Source organism: Streptomyces sp. NPDC018031, assembly GCF_044327625.1.
Lineage (GTDB): Bacteria > Actinomycetota > Actinomycetes > Streptomycetales > Streptomycetaceae > Streptomyces.
The window spans coordinates 179,360-198,857 of the sequence record NZ_JBIRFT010000012.1 but is presented as its reverse complement, the minus strand read 5'-3'; the positions used below and the strand labels follow the sequence as shown (position 1 = coordinate 198,857).

15 protein-coding genes are annotated in these 19,498 nt (G+C 74.7%); 9 read left to right on the top strand and 6 right to left on the bottom strand.

The window, feature by feature from the left end:
• Nucleotides 1-77: 77 nt before the first annotated feature.
• Nucleotides 78-728: an NAD(P)-dependent oxidoreductase gene (locus ACH4B3_RS24645; RefSeq protein ID WP_398466100.1), complete on the bottom strand. Its 651-nt coding sequence runs from the start codon at nucleotides 726-728 to the stop codon at nucleotides 78-80.
• 114 nt (nucleotides 729-842) lie between these two features.
• Here ACH4B3_RS24645 and ACH4B3_RS24640 point away from each other — a divergent pair, with 114 nt between their 5' ends.
• From ACH4B3_RS24640 to ACH4B3_RS24630, 3 genes are all read left to right on the top strand, one after another.
• Nucleotides 843-1,751 (top strand): AraC family transcriptional regulator, encoded by a 909-nt coding sequence (locus ACH4B3_RS24640; RefSeq protein ID WP_398466098.1) that lies wholly within the window; start codon nucleotides 843-845, stop codon nucleotides 1,749-1,751.
• Nucleotides 1,752-1,870: 119 nt separating this feature from the next.
• Nucleotides 1,871-3,247, top strand: coding sequence for a phosphoribosyltransferase family protein (locus ACH4B3_RS24635; RefSeq protein ID WP_398466096.1), 1,377 nt, complete (start codon nucleotides 1,871-1,873; stop codon nucleotides 3,245-3,247).
• Between the two features lie 24 nt (nucleotides 3,248-3,271).
• Entirely contained in the window at nucleotides 3,272-3,541 is a 270-nt protein-coding gene (locus ACH4B3_RS24630; RefSeq protein ID WP_398466094.1) for a DUF1876 domain-containing protein, read from the top strand.
• Between the two features lie 43 nt (nucleotides 3,542-3,584).
• Here ACH4B3_RS24630 and ACH4B3_RS24625 read toward each other — a convergent pair whose 3' ends face one another.
• The 4 genes from ACH4B3_RS24625 to ACH4B3_RS24610 all read right to left on the bottom strand — a co-directional run bounded on the left by ACH4B3_RS24625 (nucleotide 3,585) and on the right by ACH4B3_RS24610 (nucleotide 8,912).
• Nucleotides 3,585-4,925: a DMT family transporter gene (locus tag ACH4B3_RS24625; protein WP_398466092.1), complete on the bottom strand. Its 1,341-nt coding sequence runs from the start codon at nucleotides 4,923-4,925 to the stop codon at nucleotides 3,585-3,587.
• Between the two features lie 194 nt (nucleotides 4,926-5,119).
• Nucleotides 5,120-6,697, bottom strand: a complete 1,578-nt coding sequence (locus tag ACH4B3_RS24620) for a bifunctional phosphatase PAP2/diacylglycerol kinase family protein (RefSeq protein WP_398466090.1) — start codon at nucleotides 6,695-6,697, stop codon at nucleotides 5,120-5,122.
• Nucleotides 6,698-6,756: 59 nt separating this feature from the next.
• Nucleotides 6,757-7,536, bottom strand: a complete 780-nt coding sequence (locus ACH4B3_RS24615; RefSeq protein WP_398466088.1) for a BTAD domain-containing putative transcriptional regulator — start codon at nucleotides 7,534-7,536, stop codon at nucleotides 6,757-6,759.
• 425 nt (nucleotides 7,537-7,961) lie between these two features.
• Nucleotides 7,962-8,912 carry a DUF3048 domain-containing protein gene (locus tag ACH4B3_RS24610; protein WP_398466086.1) on the bottom strand — a complete coding sequence of 317 codons (951 nt, stop codon included), beginning with the start codon at nucleotides 8,910-8,912 and terminating at the stop codon, nucleotides 7,962-7,964.
• A 376-nt stretch (nucleotides 8,913-9,288) separates the two neighbouring features.
• Here ACH4B3_RS24610 and ACH4B3_RS24605 point away from each other — a divergent pair, with 376 nt between their 5' ends.
• Nucleotides 9,289-9,459 (top strand): hypothetical protein, encoded by a 171-nt coding sequence (locus ACH4B3_RS24605; protein WP_398466084.1) that lies wholly within the window; start codon nucleotides 9,289-9,291, stop codon nucleotides 9,457-9,459.
• Between the two features lie 169 nt (nucleotides 9,460-9,628).
• On the opposite strand, the gene ACH4B3_RS24600 is transcribed toward ACH4B3_RS24605, so the two are convergent.
• Entirely contained in the window at nucleotides 9,629-11,443 is a 1,815-nt protein-coding gene (locus tag ACH4B3_RS24600) for a protein-arginine deiminase family protein (protein ID WP_398466082.1), read from the bottom strand.
• 305 nt (nucleotides 11,444-11,748) lie between these two features.
• Between ACH4B3_RS24600 and ACH4B3_RS24595 the strand changes: the two genes are divergently transcribed.
• The 5 genes from ACH4B3_RS24595 (at nucleotide 11,749) to scpA (ending at nucleotide 19,494) form a co-directional block, all read left to right on the top strand.
• The gene (locus ACH4B3_RS24595) at nucleotides 11,749-12,255 is read left to right on the top strand and encodes a helix-turn-helix domain-containing protein (RefSeq protein WP_398466080.1); all 507 of its coding nucleotides are present in this window, start codon (nucleotides 11,749-11,751) and stop codon (nucleotides 12,253-12,255) included.
• Nucleotides 12,236-13,171 (top strand): hypothetical protein, encoded by a 936-nt coding sequence (locus ACH4B3_RS24590; protein ID WP_398466078.1) that lies wholly within the window; start codon nucleotides 12,236-12,238, stop codon nucleotides 13,169-13,171. Before ACH4B3_RS24595 ends, ACH4B3_RS24590 begins: the two co-directional genes overlap by 20 nt.
• Nucleotides 13,164-14,351 (top strand): MAB_1171c family putative transporter, encoded by a 1,188-nt coding sequence (locus ACH4B3_RS24585; protein ID WP_398466076.1) that lies wholly within the window; start codon nucleotides 13,164-13,166, stop codon nucleotides 14,349-14,351. Before ACH4B3_RS24590 ends, ACH4B3_RS24585 begins: the two co-directional genes overlap by 8 nt.
• A gap of 1,067 nt (nucleotides 14,352-15,418) precedes the next feature.
• Complete coding sequence (gene mutA, locus ACH4B3_RS24580; protein WP_398466074.1) at nucleotides 15,419-17,302, top strand: methylmalonyl-CoA mutase small subunit; 1,884 nt, start codon at nucleotides 15,419-15,421, stop codon at nucleotides 17,300-17,302.
• Nucleotides 17,299-19,494 carry a methylmalonyl-CoA mutase gene (gene scpA / locus ACH4B3_RS24575; RefSeq protein ID WP_398466072.1) on the top strand — a complete coding sequence of 732 codons (2,196 nt, stop codon included), beginning with the start codon at nucleotides 17,299-17,301 and terminating at the stop codon, nucleotides 19,492-19,494. The genes mutA and scpA overlap by 4 nt, the downstream gene beginning before the upstream one ends.
• The last annotated feature ends 4 nt before the right edge of the window (nucleotides 19,495-19,498 follow it).

The window sequence follows — 19,498 nt, the reverse complement described above, 5'->3', positions numbered from 1 at the left end:
GGGGAGCGGCCCGGGAACGCGGCGGCCCCTCCGCCGGGCCGGAGCGCCCGGGCGGGCCCGGCCGGCGGGCGCCCCGTTCAGTGGGCGACGGTGAAGCGCTCGCCGATGTGCCGCGGGTCCTCGATCTCGTCGACCAGGGCCACGGCGTAGTCCTCGGCCGAGATGCGACTGCTGCCGTCGGCGGCGGTCACCAGCCGCTCGGTGCCGGTGCGGTAGTTCCCGGTCCGCTCGCCGGGCTCGATGGTCGCCGCCGGGCTGAGGCTGGTCCACCGGACGTCGTCGGCGCCGCGGAACACCTCCAGGGCGTCCCCGTGCGCGTGCATGATCTGCAGCAGCCACTCCGGCAGCCCGGGGGCGTCCCAGACCTTCACGCCCGGCGCGGTCTCCAGGCTTCCGGCGCCGCCGACCGATATCAGCCGCGGCGCCGCGGGGCCGAGCTTCCGCAGGCCCGCGACGAGGGCACGGGCGGAGGGTGCCATGAGCGCCTGGCTGGCCGGCCCGTCCGGCCGGCCGACGGCGCTGACCAGGACGTCCTGGCCGGTGGCGGCCGCCGCCACCGACTCCGGGTCGAGCACGTCACCGGTGATCACGGTCAGCGCGGGGTGCTTCCGGTCGAACCGGGACGGATCGCGGACGACCGCGGTGACCCGGTGTCCGCGCGCCAGCGCCTCGTCCAGCACCCGCTGACCGATGGTGCCACCGGCACCGAAGAGGGCGATCTTCGCCATGGGAGGTCTCCTGTGACAAGAAGGGTGGGTATCGCAGGCGGCTTTCCTTTTCCGCCAGCTGTTCCCACGCTACGGCGCGGCTCCCAGCTCAGCGAGGTAGCCTGGTGACTTGTCATGGTGAAAAAGCGACACGAAGAGATCCCCGGGCGTCGCGGGGTCACCGAGATTCCCGAGATTCCCTACCAGCCGCCGCCCGGAACACCGGAGGGGGTGGAGGTGATGTCGCTGCGCGAACTGCGCCGCCGCGCGCCCGCCGGCGAGTTCGACGCACCGCAGCGGCCGCGCTTCCACTCCCTGTTCGCGATCGAGCGGGGGGCGGTCACGCACACCGTCGACTTCACCGCGTACCCGCTGGGCGAGGGCGGCGTGCTGTGGGTCCGCCCCGGGCAGGTGCAGCAGGTCGGCGACCTGTCGGCGGTGGAGGGCACCCTGGTGCTCTTCCGGCCGGGCTTCCTCTCCCCGGCGACCGCCCGGAACGCCGGGCTGGACGACCGCTTCGGGGGCACCTGGTGGCAGACCGAGGGCGCGGAGCGGACGGCCGTCTTCGCCGCGGTGCGCCACCTGGCCTGCGCCTACGAGTCACGGCTGGGACTGCCGGCCGAGGTGCACGCCGAGACCCTGCGGCATCTGCTGGCGGTCCTGGTGCTGCGGCTGGCGCACCAGACGCCCCCGGCGGGCCGGGGCGCCGAGCCCTCCGAGGCGTATCTGCGGTTCCGGGACGCCGTCGAGCGGGACTTCGCGCGCACCCACCGGGTCGCCGACTACGCGCAGGCCCTCGGCTACTCCCCGCGCACCCTCTCCCGTGCCACCGCCCGGGTGTCCGGTGTGGGCGCCAAGGAGTTCCTGGACCGGCGGGTGGTGCTGGAGGCGAGACGACTGCTCGCGCACAGCGACCTGCCGGTGGCCGCGGTGGCCGCCCAGACCGGGTTCACCGACCCCGCCAACTTCTCCAAGTTCTTCCAGGCGCGCACCGGGCGCACCCCGGGCGGCTTCCGTGCCGGGTTGCGCGGCGGAGCCGGCTGACCTCCCGGCCCACTCCGGCGGCCCGGGCCACCTGCCCATTTGCCAAATCGTCGCATTTCGGATTGATTCGGAAGGGTAGGAGGTGGCTCAGACATCTCTCCCCGGGTTGGGGGCGCACCATGATGTTCACCGACCGCGCGGATGCCGGGCGGCGCCTCGCCGCCCGCCTGGAGTACCTGCGCAGCGAAGATCCGGTCGTCGTCGGGCTGCCGCGGGGCGGTGTCCCGGTCGCCCACGAGGTCGCCCGCGCCCTCGGCGCGCCGCTCGACGTCATCCTGGTGCGGAAACTCGGCGTCCCGTACCACCGGGAACTCGGGTTCGGCGCGATCGGCGAAGGCGGGGCCCGGGTGATCCACGACGACATCGTCCGGATGAGCCGGGTGGACGAGGACGACCTCGCCGAGGTCGAGCGGAGCGAGACGGCCGAACTCGCCCGCCAGGCCGAACGGTTCCGCGGCGGACGGCCCCGGATGGAACTGCGCGACCGCACCGTCGTCGTGGTCGACGACGGCATCGCGACCGGCGCCACCGCGGAGGCGGCCTGCCGCGTCGCCCGGGCCCAGGGCGCCCGGCGGGTCGTGCTCGCGGTGCCGGTCTCACCGCCCGGCGCGGCCGGCGCACTGCGCCGGGAAGCCGACGAAGTGGTGTGCCTGAGCACACCGGAGTCCTTCTTCGCGGTGGGGGAGTGGTACCGCGACTTCGGCCAGACTCCGGACGAGACCGTGATCGGGCTGCTGGCCGGGGCCGCGGGGCGGGCCCCGGGCGGCTCCCGCGACCCGGACGACCCCCCGCCGTCCCCGGCCGGTTCCCCCGCGTCCCCGGACACTCCGGGGGCGGCGGGCGGTGACCCCGCCCCGCCCGGTCCCCGCCCCGCCGACGGCGAGCACCGCATCCCGGTCGAGGGCGGGACGGTACGGCTCCCCGGCGACCTCGCCGTGCCCCAGGGCGCCGCCACCGTGGTGGTGTTCGCGCACGGCAGCGGCAGCAGCCGGCACAGCCCGCGCAACCGCGCGGTGGCCGAGGCGCTCAACCGGGCGGGCCTCGGCACCCTGCTGTTCGACCTGCTCACCGCCGAGGAGGAGACCGACCGGGCCAACGTCTTCGACATCGGGACGCTGTCCGCCCGGCTCACCGAGGTCACCCGCTGGGTGAAGCGGGAGGTGGGTCTGCCGGTGGGCTACTTCGGAGCCAGCACGGGGGCCGCCGCGGCGCTGCGCGCGGCGGCCGAGCCGGACGCCGGGATCTCCGCGGTGGTCTCCCGCGGCGGCCGCCCCGACCTCGCCGGGGACCGGCTCGGTGCGGTCCGCGCCCCGACCCTGCTGATCGTCGGCGGCCGGGACGAGACGGTGCTCGACCTCAACCGGCAGGCGGAGGCGCGGCTGCGGTGTGAAAGCAGGATCTCCGTGGTACCCGGGGCCGGACACCTCTTCGAGGAGCCCGGGCGGCTGAGCGCGGTGGCCGACCTCGCGTTGGACTGGTTCCGCGCGCATCCTTGAAGGACGAGACAGGAGGTGGTTGCCATGGAGACGATCGTCGGATGCAACATCGAGATGGAGTTCCACGAGATCGACTCGAAGACCGAGGCGGCCGTGCGGGTGCGACTCCACGACGGCACGGAGCTGAAGGCGCACGGTGTCACCCACCGGCACCCCGACGACCCGGCGCAGCAGCGCGTGGGTGAGGAGATCGCCGCCGCCCGGGCGCTGAACGACCTCTCCAAGCAGCTGCTGGACAAGGCGGGCGTCGACATCGAAGAGGTCACACATCTCCACGCGCATCTGTCGCGCTGACCCGCCGGACGCCGGCCGCCCCGCCGTGCCGGGGCGGCCGGCGTCAGCCGTGCGACTGCGGCTGGAGCATCCCCTGGCCGCGGGCCCGGCCGTCCGGGGCGAAACGGACCCCGCCCACCGGCGTCCCGCGGCCCACCGCGCCGCGGGACGCCGCTCCGGTGGGCATCGAACGGGGCGAGCCGGCCCCGACGACCACCGCGGACGGCGGCACCGTCCGGCGGCCGGGGACGGCGCCGACCACCCCCGCCGCGGCACCGGGGAAGGCCGTCGGCACGCCGCCCGACCGGGGCCCGGCCGCCGCCCGTGACACCGGCCCGGTGGTGTCGGCCGGCGGGGTGTCCGCGGCGGACCCCGGCGGGAGGACTCCGATGTCGGCCGGGCCCGCGCCGGCGCGCCTGACCTGTCGGACCACCCTGGGCTGCGCCGGGACCGCGGGGAGGACCGGGCGCCCGCCGGGGCGCTCCGGAGCCCGCGGCGCCGGGTCCGGGCCGGCGTCCCCGGAGGAGCGGACCGGGGCGGCGGTCCCCGCCGGATCGCTCCCGGCCGTCCCGCCGGCCCCCTCCGCGCCGTGCGATGCCAGCAGGGCCAGCCCGGCGCTCGCCACCACCGCGGCCGCCACGGCCAGCAGGGTGCCCGGCACCCCGTGGCGGAAGTGCTCGCCGAGGGCGGTCATCCCCACCACCGTCGCCACCACCGGGTTGACCACCGTGGCGGTGGCCAGCGGGGCGGCCAGTCCGGCACCCCGGTAGGACGCCTGGGACAGGAAGACCCCGGCCGCGGCGAGCAGCGCGATCATGACCAGGCCCGGCAGCGTCCCACCGCCCCAGGAGTCCCAGGACCAGGCGGTGGCCACGTCCTTGGTGAAGACCGAGGAGATGCCGAAGGCGGTGCCCGCCGCGGTGGCAAGCAGCACGCTCCGCGCCGCGGGCCGGCGGGCGAAGCGCGCGGCCGCGGCCAGTGCGGCGAGGGCACCGGCGGTGGCCACCGCCACCGCGACCCGCTCCGCGCCGGCCAGCGCCCCGCCGGGCGCCGAGCCGGTCAGCGACAGCAGCCCGGCCAGCCCGGCCGTGGCCAGCAGGGCCCCGCGCCAGCCGGCGGCGCCCACCTCGCGGCGTACGAACAGGGCCGCCATCGGCAGCGCGAAGACGATGGTGAGGGCGCCCAGCGGCTGGACCACGCTGAGCGGTCCGTAGGCCAGCGCGAGGACGTGCAGCACCGCGCCACCGCCGTTGAGCGAGACCGCGCCCCACCAACCGCCCCGGCGCAGCGGGGCGTACGTCTCCTGCGGGGCGGTCGCCGCGACCCGCTCCTGCAGTATGGCCCCGGCCGCGTAGCAGACCGACGAGACCAGGGCCAGCAGCACGGACAGCGCGAGTGCGGTCACGTCCGGACCAGCCGCGGTGTCAGATCATCGTCCATGCACCCACGATGACGGGAGATCGCCGCCACGTCGTCGTACCTGAGCACGCACTTTCATGTACTGCCGGAGGAGTACGGCGCTCCCGGCCGTACACCGGCCGGGCGGGGAACCCCCACCCACGGTCGTACTCCCGGGCCCGGCGCCACCCCGCGGACCGGTCAGTCCGCGGCGCGCTCCGGCGGCACCGGGGTGGGGCCGGACCGCAGATGCCGGGCGGCCGCGGCGGCCGCCCGGGCACGCTGCAGCACCTCGTTGCGGACCACCGCGGGGCGGTAGACGGTGAGCGCCCCGGGGAGTTTGTCGATGACCAGCGAGTCGGGCGCGCGGAACACCTCGCCGTCCTGGGCCCGCACCTCCACATCGTGCAGCTTGGACAGGCGCAGCCGCCGGACCTGGACCGAGGTGGCGACGTGCGACCGGCCCAGGGTGCCGGTGAGCGCGGCGAGGACCAGCCGGGTCCGGGCCAGCCGCGGCTCGCTGTCTATCACCCGGACGTCGAGCAGGCCGTCGTCGAGCCGCGTCCGGTAGGCGGGCGCGAACCCCTCGGGGGAGTACTGCCCGTTGCCCACGAACACCAGCCAGGGCCGGTGCGGGCGGCCGTTGATCTCGATGTCCATGGGCTCGCAGGTGCGCAGCACCCGGGCGAGGGCGACGGCCGCGGCCGGCCACTTGCCCAGCCGCTTCTCCAGCCGCTCGCGCCGGTGCACCAGTTCGGGATAGATCCCGATGCTGAAGGTGTTGAGGAAGTGCACGGCGCGCCGGGAGCGGCCGTCGGTCGGCGCGGCCAGCGCCAGGTCCACCGCGATCGCGTCGCCGTGGGTCACCGCGTGCGCGGTGTCCTCGAAGTCGGGGACACCGACGTCCAGCGCGAAGTGGTTGAGCGTGCCGCCGGGGAAGACGGCCAGCGGCAGGGCGCGTTCGGCGGCCACCTCCGCGGCGGCGTTGACGCTGCCGTCCCCGCCGCAGACCCCCAGTGCGCCGTCGAGCTCGGCCGCGCGCCGCGCGGCCCGGTCGAGCAGCGCGCCGAGGTCGTCGTCCGGCCCGTACTCCAGGATCTCGGCGGCGGGCAGCAGGCTGCGCAGCTGGTCGGCGGCGGTCAGCACCGGGCCGGGCCCGGTCCCGGCACTGGAGTTGAGGACCACCACCAGCCCCCGGCCCTCGGGCAGCGCCGGGGCCGACACATGGCGGGGCGCCTGGGCGGGGGTCGCCGGGCGCGGCGGCCACCACCGGCAGGTCAGCGCGGCGGCACCGGCCCCCAGCGCGATCCCGGCCAGCACGTCGCTGGGGTAGTGGACGCCGACGTAGACCCGGGACGCCGCGACGCCCGCCGCGACCGGGGCGACCAGCGCCCCGTACCGGGAGGACTCCAGGGCGACGCCGGTGGCGAAGGCCGCCGCGGAGGCCGCGTGCCCGGACGGGAACGAGCTGGTCCACGGCTGGTGCCCGAGGCGCCGGATCAGCGGCACCGCGTCGATGGCGGGCCGTCGCCGGTCGATGGTCCACTTGGCCACCGTGTTGGTCGCCAGCGACGCGGCGGCGAGCGAGCCGACCCCGCGGAGCGCGGCGCGGCGCGCGGTGCGGCCGCCCACCGCCGCCAGCACGGCCGCCGAACCGAACCACAGCAGACCGTGGTTGGCGGCCCGGCTCAACTTGGGCAGTACCGGGTGGGCGGCGCGCAGCCGCCCGGCCGCTACCCGTGCGAAAAGACGCTTGTCCAGCTCAGCAAGGTGTCCCATGGCCAGTGCATCCTACGTCGGCGGCCGTGCCCGGCGGAGATGACCGGCGGCACGCCGGGTCAGCCGGCCGGTGCCCCGGCCCGCTCCAGGAGTTCGTCGTCGGCCGCCAGCACCGCGCGGTGGGTGTGCTGCAACGCCCGGCACGGCTCCAGCCCCAGCTCGTCGTTGATCGCCCGGCGGGCCGACTGGAAGACCTTCAGGGCCTCCGCCTGGCACTCGGAGCGGTACAGCGCGACCATCAGCTGCCGGTAGAAGCTCTCACGCAGCGGGTACTCCCCCACCAGCGAGTACAGGTAGGGGACCAGCTGGCGGTGCTGGCCGAGGGCGAGACGCGAGGCGATGAGGATCTCGGTGGACTCGAGCCGGGCCTCCTCCAGCCACATCACGAAGCTGCTGACGATCGGGCCGTCCCGCATCCCGCTGAGCACCGGCCCGCGCCACAGCCGCACCGCCGACTCCAGCGCGGCGACCGCCTCCGGGTGCCGTCCCGCCTGTGCGAGGGCACGGCCCTCCCGGGTCAGGGCCTCGAACTCGTGCAGGTCGTACTCGTCAGTGCCCAGTTGCAGGCAGTACCCGGGAGGCTGGGTGACGATCGGGCTCTCGGTGTCCCCGGGCCGGTGCAGGAACTTCCGGACCTGCGACACGTAGACGTGCAGACCGGCGAGGACCCGGCGCGGCGGACTGTCGCCCCAGATCTCCGTGATGAGCTGGTCGACCGATACCTGCCGGTCCGCCCGGATCAGCAGCGTGGCCAATAAGAGCCGGACCTTGTGCGCCCTGATGGACGATATCTCCGTACCGTCCACCACACGCAGCGGCCCGAGTATCTCGTACCTCATCGACATCCCCCGTTGTCTGCAGCTGCCCATTCCGAGATCAAGTCGACGGATCTCTTCCGGAAATGGACATGTCCGCGCCGGCCGACCTTTCCATGGAAATTCAGGCCGCATTCGGCGTGCGTATGCGGGCAGGTTCGGCAGCGGACTTAAGGCTCACTTTGGTCGGCTGCCTGCATGATATACCGAGCCCGGCGCGGAACTGCAAGCGCGGATTCCCGCACCCGCCGCCGCACCGGCCGGGGTGGACTTTTGAGTAATACATCAATAATGCACACGTCATTCAGCGCGCATATTCACGACCGTCTTCGTTGCGCCGTTTTGATCTGTTTGCCCCGCCGGTCCGGAAATTGGAAATCAGAAGTGAGGAAATCCTCAACCGGCCGGCCCGCCGCGCGGACCGGGACGGCCGCCGCGCCGTGCGGACCTCACCGGGCCGCGTACACCACCCACACCTGGCCGGTCGCGAAGCGCAGCCGGGCGCCGTCCTCGGTGGTGAACTCGGTGCCGTCCTCGGCGTCCGGCCGCTCCCAGCGCGCCGGATACGACCTGCCGTCGCGCAGCACCAGCGCGGTGCCGGACCCGGTGGTCTCGGTGAACGGGGAGACACTGCCCAGCCTGTCGCGGAAGCGGGAGGACTCGATGTCCACGTACTGCACCACCACGGTCGCGGGAGCCAGCCGCTGCCCGGTCGTGGTGACCGCGGGGTCGCCGTCCATCGACACCAGCCACCGCTTCCGCTCCGCCGACCAGGTGAACGAGAACTCGGCGGCCGGGTAGCGGACCCGCTGCTCCCGGGTCTCCCGCCCGCCGGCCGGGGCGGCGCCGAAGCGGAACCCGATGTCCCTGGGCCCGTCGGCGTCGGGGGCGGCGCGCAACGCGTCCGCCGGGCGGACGTAGAGGTTGTGCGGGGGTACCCGGTCGTCGCTGCGGTAGTAGGCGCCGGGCGCGCGGCCGAGCGGCACCGGGTAGAGCGGGGCGTCGTCGATGGCGGGCTGGAGCCTGGCCTGCACCCCGGAGTAGGCCAGCGCCGGCTTGCCGAACTGGCGCAGCAGCTCCAGGTCGGTCTCCCGGGCGCTGCGCACCGGGCCGACCGAGGACGGCAGCCGGGCGGAGAAGACGGCCATGATGCGGCTCAGTCCCGCCTCGACCTGCTCGACGTAGACGATGTCGGCCTGGTCCACACCGGTCTGCGGCCGGGCGGGCCCGACGTTGTCGACCTTCACCGCCAGCACCGGTCCGGCATCGGCCTCGGCCCCGGTGAACGGCGACCTGCCGTTCACCATGCCGTCGCCGCCCCCGTCCCCGCTGTCGCAGGCCGGCACCGCCATCAGCAGTGCCGCCGCCAGCAGGGCGAGCCTCCTGGTCCTGGCGCTCATGCCCCGATCGCCCCGCACGGCCGTCACCTCTTCCGGTCTTCCGGGTCCTTGCGGTCGAGAAGCCGGGTCCCCGTGGTCCGGAGCCGGGTCCTTGCGGTCCAGAAGACCATGCGCGGATGCGGTGCGCACCCCCGGTGCCGCCCCTCGTGCGGCCCTGGTGCCGCCCGGTGCCCGCCCCGGTGCCGCGGCCCGCGGGGCGGCCGGGCCCGGTCCGGAGTGCGGAAATCGACGCGCGCCGAGCGGACGGTGTCGTTACTCTGGGGCGGAGCGGACCGCCACAGCGTCCGACGTGCTTCGACCTTGAGCCCCACCGGGCGTCCGGCGCCCGGTGACGTGTGCGTCGGCACGACCGGACCCGACACGAACGGAGTGTGCGGTGACTTCCGATCAGACCAAGCGTGGTGAAACGGCGACGGAGCGTGAGGAACACGCCGTCCGGGATGGTGAACTGGGCAGCCTGGAGGTCTGGGCGCGGTCCGCGCCCATCCGGCTCGCCGGTTACGAAGAGGACCTCGCCGAGCCGCACATCCTGCAGGGCGTGGACTGATCCGCGCTCGGGGCCGCGCCGGGTGACGATCCGGCCCCGCCCGTGGAGCCCGAGCCGGCCGGTTCGGGCTCCACGGGCGGCCGGCCCGCCTCCGCCCCGCGCACACCCCCGGAGTTCCCCCCGCGCCACCCGGCGCCCGCGGGCTCGTGTGCCGTCCGGCCCGGGCGCCTCAGCCCGCCGCCGGGCCGGCCGGGCCCGGACGCCCGGCGCCCGGGCCGGCACCGATCTCCCGCAGCGCGTTGGTCGCGCAGTGCACCTCGCCGCCGCTGAGATGGGCCCAGCCGAAGTCCTCCACCCAGTGCACCCGCACCCCGTTGGCGGCCAGCCGTTCCCGGGTGACCTCGCGGAACAGGTCACGGCCGGCCACCGTGGGGCCGTGCGGGTCGGGTGCCGCGTAGTGCCGGGCGTCCAGCGACAGCCCGTTGACCAGAGAAGGGGTGAAGGCGACCGCGCCGCCGCGGAATTCACCGCTGGGCGGGACGTCCGCGTAGAGCACGGGCAGCCGTACCAGCTCCGCGGACCGCAGCCCGGTCTCCCGGGCCAGCACCGCCAACTGCCCGTCGATGCGCCGGGCCACCTCCTCGTTGAACCCGCTCCGCCGCTCGCCGGCCAGGAACTCCTCGACGGTGGGCTTGTGCGGCGACACCGTGTCCGCCTGCATCCGCTGCCCACCCTCCCCGGCGTCCCGCGCCTGCCTCAGCAGGCGCAGCGCCAGCCGCGGGTCGGCGACGGCCAGCGTCCAGCCGCGCGCGTTGCCGGAGCGCACCACGTGCACCGTCTCGTCGACGTGCCCGGCCAGCAGCCAGGAGGTGTCCAGCACGACCGGCGGCTGCGCCCCCTGGGCCCGCAGCATCGTGGTGAACGAACGATCCGGGTGCCGCTGCTCGGTGGCGCCGTAGACCACCCGGCCGTGCGGGTGGCCCCGGTACGGCGGCAGCGCCTCCACGTTGCCGGTGAAGTTGAGCAGCTCGTCCACCCCGGGGTCGCGGTCCGCGGTGTACTGCTGGACCACCCCGACGCCGGGGCCGCGCAGATCCCGGTACAGCAGCCGCCCGGACCGGCGCAGGCTCTCCGCGCGCCCGCCCGCGGAGCTCCAGTGATTCGGCGAGCGCAGCAGCAGCCGCATCGTCTGCTCCCCGTGCGCGGTGCGCATCCGCACGTAGCCGGGCTCGGCGATGTCCTGCCGCCAGATGTCCCGCCACCACTGCCCGGTGCCCGGGGTGAAGGTCAGTGCCCGGCCGGGCAGGCCGGCGGCGCGGGTCGCCGCGCGCAGCGAGGACGCGAACTCCGGCCACTGGGTGGGGCGGTGGTCGGCGAGCGGTACCTCGGCGGGCCGGCCCTCGCCCGGGCCGGGCGCGGCCGCGAACACCGTCCGGGCCCGCTGGAGGTCGTGCTGCAGCAGGACCGGGGCGACCCGCATCCGCAACCGGTCGGTTCCGGTGCGGCCGTGATCGGTGACCGACAGGGTCAGGGTGACCGAGCCGTCCCAGCGGGCCGGGTCCCGGACGATGTCCCGGCCTTCCAGTCGCAGCGTGACGCCGGACCGCAGCTCCCCGGCGGTCAGCGCGCCGCCGGAGCCCAGCGGAACCGTCCGGCCGCTGCGGTCCACGAACAGCCGTACCCGGCGGAGTTCGGCCGCGGGCAGCGTCAGCCGGCCGGTGGCCTCCTCGCTCACCGCGGTGGGCAGCACCCGCAGCGGGGCCAGGTCCGCCGCGTCCGCGGGGCCGTTGACGATCTCGTCGGCCGCATCGTGGCACCCGGCCAGCCGCCGGTCCACGGCGATGTCCAGCCGGTCGAGGTCGCCGGGGCGCAGTGCGCACCGCCGGGAGTCGTCGTCGAGGTTGGGCAGGAACACGTCGCTGTCCGCCCGCAGCCGTGGTGACGGCGTCCCGGCCGGAGCGGTCCGCGCCGCCGCCGGGGGAAGCGCCGTCGCCAGCACCGCGGCGCACACCAGCGCACCGACCGCCGCCTTGCGCATGATCATGTCGAGTCCTTCCGGGAACCCGGACGCGCCGGGGAGGGGGTTCGGGGATCACCGACCACCCTTCTCCGCCGGCCCGCGGACCGCGTCGTCCGCCGGGCCGAACACCGGGTGGATCCTTCGGTGCAGCGCCGTGGACCGGTGCTCCGCCCGGCGGGGGAGGCGAGCGGTGAGCGGGTACCAACCACGGGTTAAGTCCGCAGGCCGGGGTGGCTTCCGGCGGGCTGGTGCGGCCCGTTCCACCGTGGCAGGATGCCCCCCACGCATCGTGCTGCCTTAACGGGCCGTGAGATCGAGGGGAGGTCGGGATGGCGCTCGGCACCGGACGGTCAACGGACGCCGCGGGCAGTCCCCTGGCGGACCGGCTCAACTACCTCTTCGCCCACATGCACCCGCCCGGCACCCCGTACACCAACGCGCACGTGGCCGACGAGATCAGCGGGGGCGCCGAGTACGGTGACGTCACGCTGACCGAGCAGTACCTGTCGATGCTGCGCAACGGCAGGCGCACCAACCCGAGTCCGGACGTCCTGCGCGCGCTCGCGAGGTTCTTCGCCGTGCCGGTGGGCTATCTGCTCGGCGACCTCTCCGCGTCGCAGGCGGAACGGGTCGAGGAGGAGGTGCGGTTCCTCGTCGCCATGCGCGACCGGCGGGTGCGGGGCATCGCGCTGCGCGCCGTGGGGCTCCCGCCCGAGGTGCAGGACAGTCTCACCACGATCATCTCCCAGTTCCGGCAACAGATGAACCTGCCGCCGGATCCCCCGGAGGCGGGTGCGCCGGACGGCGAGGCACCACGTGATCGCCCCCGGCGGTGATCTGGACCAGCTGTTCCGCTTCTGGCAGCGGACCGGGACCGAGGACGGTGCGAGCATGCGAGTGGGGCGGATACGCCGACGGTGCAAGCGGCTCATCGACGAGCTCGGCCTGCCCGCGTCGACCGATCTGCACGGCCTGAGCGAGACCGTCGCGCGCCGGACCGGCCGCCCGGTCAGGCTGGTGCCGATGAGCCTGGGCGGCGTGGTCTCCGGCATGACGGCCGTCACCGACGAGGAGTTCTGGGTCTTCTACGAGTCCAGGACCTCGCCCTGGCACCAGATCCACATCGTGCTGCACGAACTCGGCCACCTGCTGCTCGGTCACGACCAGGACCCGGCCGTGACCGAGGAGGCGCTGCGGCTGTGGGCGCCGAGCATGGACGTCGCCACCGCGATGCGCCGGATGGGGCTGGCCCCCGGCTTCGCCCGCCACCACTGCTACGACAGGCTCACCGAACGCGAGACCGAGGTGCTCGGCACGCTGCTGATGGAGCGGGTGGTGCCCACCGCCCCGGACGACGGCCCGCCGCTGTGCGGACGGGCGGCGGAGCTGGCCGCGGCCCTCGGCCCCGCGCTGCGGCACGACCGCCGCACCGAGGTGGCGGGCGCCACCGGCGGCCCGTCCGGGGCGGACGGGCCGCGCGGTGCCGGGGACACCCCGGCCGGGGAGATCCGGGACGGCTCGGGCACCGGGGACGGCCCCGGAGGCGGCGCGGACACCGGGGACGGCCCTGGGGACGGTGCGGACACCGGGGGCGGCCGGGAAGGCGCGGACACCGGGGGCGGCCGGGACGGAGCCGGCCCCGGGGACGGCGCGGGCACCGGGGGCGGCCTCGGAGGCGGCGCGGACACGGAAGACGACCCTGGCAACGGCTCGGGCACCGGGGGCGGCCTCGGCGGGGGCGGCCGTGTTTGACGTCGTCTACCTCTCCTTCGGAGCCGTCGCCTGGACGATCGTGGCCTACAAGTCGCGCGCCTGGTTCCGCGACCGGGCCAACGCCGACCTGGGGCTGGCCTGCCTGATGACCGGCGGCGTGGCGAACGTGTTCCTGCTCTCGGCGCCCAGCGTCTACCGGTGGCTGGACCGACTGGCGGGGGTCGCCAATCTGGCGATGGCCCTCCTCTACTCGTCCGTGATCGTGTTCGCCACCGGCGCGCTGGTGCTGCTGCTGCGCTGGACCGGGTCGGCGATCCGGCCCCGGACCCTGGTGGCGGTCGTCGCCGCGGTGTGGGCGGTCGCCGTCACCGGGTTCGCCGTCGGCCGGCCGGACGCGGTGGAGCACCCCCGGGACTTCAGCACCGCGTACGCCGACGCCCCCGGCGTCGTGCTCTTCCTCGTCCTCTACCTGCTGATCTTCGGGACCGCGCTCGCCGGACTGGGCACCCTGTGCCCGCGCTACGCGGCGCGCCTGGGCGGCTCGTGGCTCGCCCGGGGCCTGCGGGTCCTCGCCGCCGGCTGCCGGCTGGGGCTGGTCTACTGCGCCTGCAAGCTGGTGGGCTTCGTCCTCTCCTGGGCCGGGCACGAACAGCGCTGGCTGTCCAACGGGGTGGCACCGCTGTCCGCTTCGGTCGCCGCCCTGCTGGTGCTCTCCGGGTTCGCCATCCCCGCCGCGGGCCCCCGGGTGGCCGCCTGGCGCCGGCTGCGCCGGCTCCGGCCGCTCTGGCGGGACGTCACCGCACGGGTCCCCGAGGTGGCCATGGGCCCCGCTCGCTGGTCGGCCTGGTGGCCGCTGGCCGACCTGGAGTGGCGGGCCAACCGGCAGATGGCGGAGATCCGCGACGTGCAGCGCGGCATCAGATGCCACGTGGAGGCGAACGCCCTGGACATCGCCCGTGTCAAGGCACGTGAAGCGGAATTCACCGATTGGCAACTTGCTGCCGTCGTGGAAGCCGTCGCGCTGCGCCGCGGTTTGCACAACCAGGCGGTGGGACACCGGCCGGCGCGCAGCGCCGAGAGCGTGGTGCTGGCCACCGGCGCCGAACTGGCCGAGGAGCACGAGCACCTGGCCAGGGTCGCCGACGTGTACCACCTGCCGCTCGTCGACGAGGTGCTCGCCGAGCTGGGCGCCGCCGCGGGCGCCACGCGCGGGGGATGAACGGGGGACCGTAGTCGAGGTGGCCCTGGACGGGGGTCGGGGCCACCTGGGGCACAGGGCGGCGCCGGGGCGACCCGGCGCCGCCCCTGCGGCCGCTGGCCCCTGGGTCCCGGCGCCGCCGGCCCCTGTGTCCGGGAGCCGCCGTCGCGGGTGCCGACCGTCCGGCGAGGTGCCCGCCGGCCGCGGCGGCCCCGGTGCGCCGAGGGACGGGCGCGGCGGCGATCCGGCGCTGCCCGGCTCCGACCGGCTCGGCGCGGGCGAGCCGACCTCACTCGCCTTCCTGATCCTCTTCGCCGGCTACGAGAACACCGTGCGCCTCGTCGGCCACGCGGTGCCGGCCCCGCTGGACCGTCCCGGCCTGCTGCGGGAGGGGCGGGCGAGCCGGGGCGGATCGCCGGAGCGGTGGACGGGGTCGCCCGCCACGACGGACCGGCGCCGCCGGCGATCCGGCGCTTCCCGCGCTTCCTGCCGGCGATCCGGCGATCCGGCGCTTCCCGCGCTTCCCGCCGGAGGACGTGGAGATCGGCGGGGTGACCGTGCCGGCGGGGGAGACCGTGCTGCTCTCGCTCGCTCCGCCGGTCGGGACCCGCACCGATTTCCGGATGCGGATCGTCTCGATCCGTATCGTGGCCATTCCGGGTACCTTGCGCCGGGTCACGTTCTCCATTACCGCCTCGGGGCGTCGCTCGCCCGGCTGGAGACGGAGATTGCCCTGACCGCGCTGCTGGAGCGACTTCCCGGTCTTTCGCCGGCTTTTCCCGGGGCGAACTCCGCCGGTGCCCGCCGATTCGCACGCGTGGCTTGATCTCGCTGCCCGTCATCTGTTGAACGTGGAAGCGAACACCTTTTTGATGCATAGCCCCCGTGTCATGCGGTAAAAAGGTCCTCGTGCCTGCCCGGTGTGCATCCCCCGTCGCACCGGGCAGGCCGCTCTTCTGCGGGGGTCTTCCGCGAGGCCGGACCGGCGGCCGGCGGACGGCGTGACACACGTCGCCCGGCCAACGAGTTGAAGGTCACAGGCGGCCCCTCTGCTGCCGCTTTAGCGGCGCACACTAGCCTGTCCCACCATGACGGTCCTCCCCGACGGGCTTCCCCTGGCCGCGGAGTTCCCGGACGCTACCCGGGAACAGTGGCAACACCTTGTGGAAGGCGTACTGCGCAAGTCTGGCACCACGGATGCCTCCGGCGCGGACGCCGAACGAGCATTGGCGACCGCGCTGCAGGACGGCGTGTCCGTACGCCCCCTGTACACCGCGCAGGATGCCCCCGCCGATGCGGGATATCCGGGTTTCGCCCCCTATGTCCGTGGTGCGCGGCCGGAAGGGGCCGCGGTCGCGGGCTGGGACGTACGCCAGCGCCACGCCCACCCCGACCCCCGGCGCACCAACGCCGCGGTCCTCGCCGACCTGGAGCACGGCGTCTCCTCGGTGTGGCTGGCGGTCGGCGCCGAAGGCGTCCCGGCCGACGCGCTCGGCCAGGCCCTCGACGGCGTCTACCTCGACCTGGCGCCCGTGGTCCTCGACGCCGGAGCGGACTTCGAGCCCGCCGCCCGGGCCCTGCTGCGGCTGTACGCCGAGCGCCAGGTGCCGCCGGGGTCCGCGCTCGGCAACCTCGGCGCGGACCCGCTCGGGCTCGCCGCCCGCACCGGCCGGCACGCCGACCTCGCCGGCCACCTGACCGCCGCCACCGAGCTGGCGCGCCTGGTGGGCCGCGACCACCCCGGGGTGCGCGCGCTGACCGTGGACGCCCTGCCCTACCACGAGGCCGGCGGCTCCACCGCCGAGGAGCTCGGCTGCTCACTGGCCGCCGCGGTCGCCTACCTGCGGCAACTGACCGCCGCCGGGCTCTCCGTCGACGAGGCCTGCGCCCAGCTCGACTTCCGCTACGCCGCCACCGCCGACCAGTTCCTCACCATCGCCAAGCTGCGCGCCGCCCGGCGCCTGTGGGCCCGTGTCGCCGAGGCCAGCGGAGCCACCGGCGCCTCCGGCGCCCAGCGCCAGCACGCCGTGACCTCGCGCGTGATGATGACCCGCCGCGATCCGTGGGTGAACATGCTCCGCACCACCGTCGCCGCCCTGGCCGCCGGTGTCGGCGGCGCCGACGCCGTGACCGTGCTGCCCTTCGACCACGCCATCGGCCTGCCCGACGACTTCGCCCGCCGGATCGCCCGGAACACCTCCACCATCCTGCTGGAGGAGTCCCACCTGGCCCGCGTCGTCGACCCGGCCGGCGGCTCCTGGTACGTGGAACGGCTCACCGACGAGGTGGCACACGCCGCCTGGGCCTGGTTCCAGGAGATCGAGGGCGCCGGCGGCATGGCCAAGGCGCTGGAGAGCGGGTTCGTCGCCGACCGGCTCGCCGCCACCTGGGAGCGCCGCTCCCGGGACCTGGCCCGCCGCAAGGAGCCGATCACCGGCGTCAGCGAGTACCCGAACCTCGCCGAGCAGCCCGTCGAGCGCGAGAGCGCCCCGGCCCCGCTCGGCGGCGGCCTGCCCACCGTGCGCCGCGACGAGGCGTACGAGCGGCTGCGCGCCCGCGCCGAGGCCGCCGCCGCGGCCGGCGGCACGCCGCGGATCTTCCTCGCCGCCCTCGGCCCGGCCGCCGCGCACACCGCCCGCGCCGCCTTCGCCACCAACCTCTTCCAGGCCGGCGGCATCGAAGCGGTGCACGACCCGGTGACCGTCACCGCGCAGACCGCGGCCGAGGCGTTCACCGCCAGCGGCGCCCAGGTGGCCTGCGTCTGCTCCAGCGACGCCCTCTACGCCGAGCAGGCGGCCCAGGTGGCGGCGGAGCTGAAGGCCGCCGGCGCGCGGCACGTCTACCTCGCGGGCCGCCCCGGCGATCTGCGGGAGGAGTTGGAGCGGGCCGGAGTGGACGCCTTCGTCCACGCGGGCTGCGACGCGGTCGAGGTCCTCACCTCGGCTCTCGACATCATGGGAGTGGCGCGATGATCCCGGACTTCACCACCGTCGACCTGGCGGGGACGCACCCCTCGCCCGGCACGGCGGCCTGGCGCGACGCGGTCCGCGAGAGCACCGGCAAGGACGCCGACGACCTGGTGTGGGACACCCCCGAGGGGATCGGCGTCAAGGCGCTCTACACCGCCGAGGACCTGGCCGGGCTGGACTTCCTGGGCACCTACCCGGGCATCGCGCCCTATCTGCGCGGCCCCTACCCGACGATGTACGTCAACCAGCCCTGGACCATCCGGCAGTACGCGGGCTTCTCCACCGCCGAGGAGTCCAACGCCTTCTACCGCCGCAACCTCGCGGCCGGCCAGAAGGGACTGTCCGTCGCCTTCGACCTGCCGACCCACCGCGGCTACGACAGCGACCACCCCCGGGTCACCGGTGACGTCGGCATGGCCGGCGTGGCCATCGACTCGATCTACGACATGCGGCAGCTCTTCGACGGCATCCCGCTGGACCGGATGAGCGTGTCGATGACGATGAACGGGGCCGTGCTGCCGGTCCTGGCGCTCTACATCGTCGCCGCCGAGGAGCAGGGCGTACCGCCCGAGAAGCTGGCCGGAACCATTCAGAACGACATTCTGAAGGAGTTCATGGTCCGCAACACCTACATCTATCCGCCGCAGCCCTCGATGCGGATCATCTCCGACATCTTCACGTACACCTCGCAGAAGATGCCGCGCTACAACTCCATCTCCATCTCCGGCTACCACATCCAGGAAGCCGGTGCGACGGCCGACCTGGAGCTGGCCTACACCCTCGCGGACGGCGTGGAGTACCTGCGCGCCGGCATGGCCGCCGGGATGGACGTGGACGCGTTCGCGCCACGGCTGTCGTTCTTCTGGGCGATCGGCATGAACTTCTTCATGGAGATCGCCAAGCTGCGCGCGGCCCGGCTGCTGTGGGCCAAGCTGGTCCGGCAGTTCGACCCGAAGAACCCCAAGTCGCTGAGCCTGCGCACCCATTCGCAGACCTCCGGCTGGTCGCTGACCGCCCAGGACGTGTTCAACAACGTCACCCGCACCTGCGTGGAGGCGATGGCCGCCACCCAGGGCCACACCCAGTCGCTGCACACCAACGCGCTGGACGAGGCGCTGGCGCTGCCCACCGACTTCTCCGCCCGGATCGCCCGCAACACCCAGATCCTGCTCCAGCAGGAGTCGGGCACCTGCCGGGTGATCGACCCGTGGGGCGGCAGCGCCTACGTGGAGAAGCTCACCCACGACCTGGCCCGCCGCGCCTGGCAGCACATCGAGGAGGTGGAGGCCGCCGGCGGGATGGCCAAGGCGATCGACGCGGGCATCCCCAAGCTCCGCGTGGAGGAGGCCGCCGCCCGCACCCAGGCGCGCATCGACTCCGGCCGCCAGCCGGTGATCGGGGTCAACAAGTACCGGGTCGACAGCGACGAGGCCATCGACGTCCTCAAGGTCGACAACTCCTCGGTCCGCGCCCAGCAGATCGACAAGCTCCGCCGGCTCCGCGCCGAGCGCGACGAGGCGGTCTGCCAGGACGCGCTGCGCGCGCTCACCGCCGCCGCCGAGTCGGGCCCCGGCGCGGGTCTGGAGGGCAACCTGCTGGCGCTCGCGGTGAACGCCGCCCGGGCCAAGGCCACCGTCGGTGAGATCTCCGACGCACTCGAGAAGGTGTACGGACGGCACGCGGGCCAGATCCGTACCATCTCCGGTGTGTACCGAGAAGAGGCAGGACCGTCCTCGTCCGTGGCGCGGACCCGCAAGCTCGTCGACGAGTTCGAGGAGGCCGAGGGCCGTCGGCCGCGCATCCTGGTCGCCAAGATGGGGCAGGACGGCCACGACCGCGGCCAGAAGGTGATCGCCACCGCCTTCGCCGACCTGGGATTCGACGTGGACGTCGGCCCGCTGTTCCAGACGCCGGAGGAGGTCGCGCGACAGGCCGTCGAGGCCGATGTGCACATCGTCGGCGTCTCCTCGCTCGCGGCCGGCCACCTCACCCTGGTGCCCGCGCTCCGCGAGCAGCTGGCCGAGGCGGGCCGGGAGGACATCACCATCGTGGTCGGGGGTGTCATCCCGCCGCAGGACGTCGAGCCGCTGCGCGAGATGGGCGCCGCCGCCGTCTTCCTGCCCGGTACGGTCATCCCGGACGCCGCCCACGACTTGGTCAGGTCGCTCGCCGCGGACCTCGGCCACGAGTTGTGAGCCC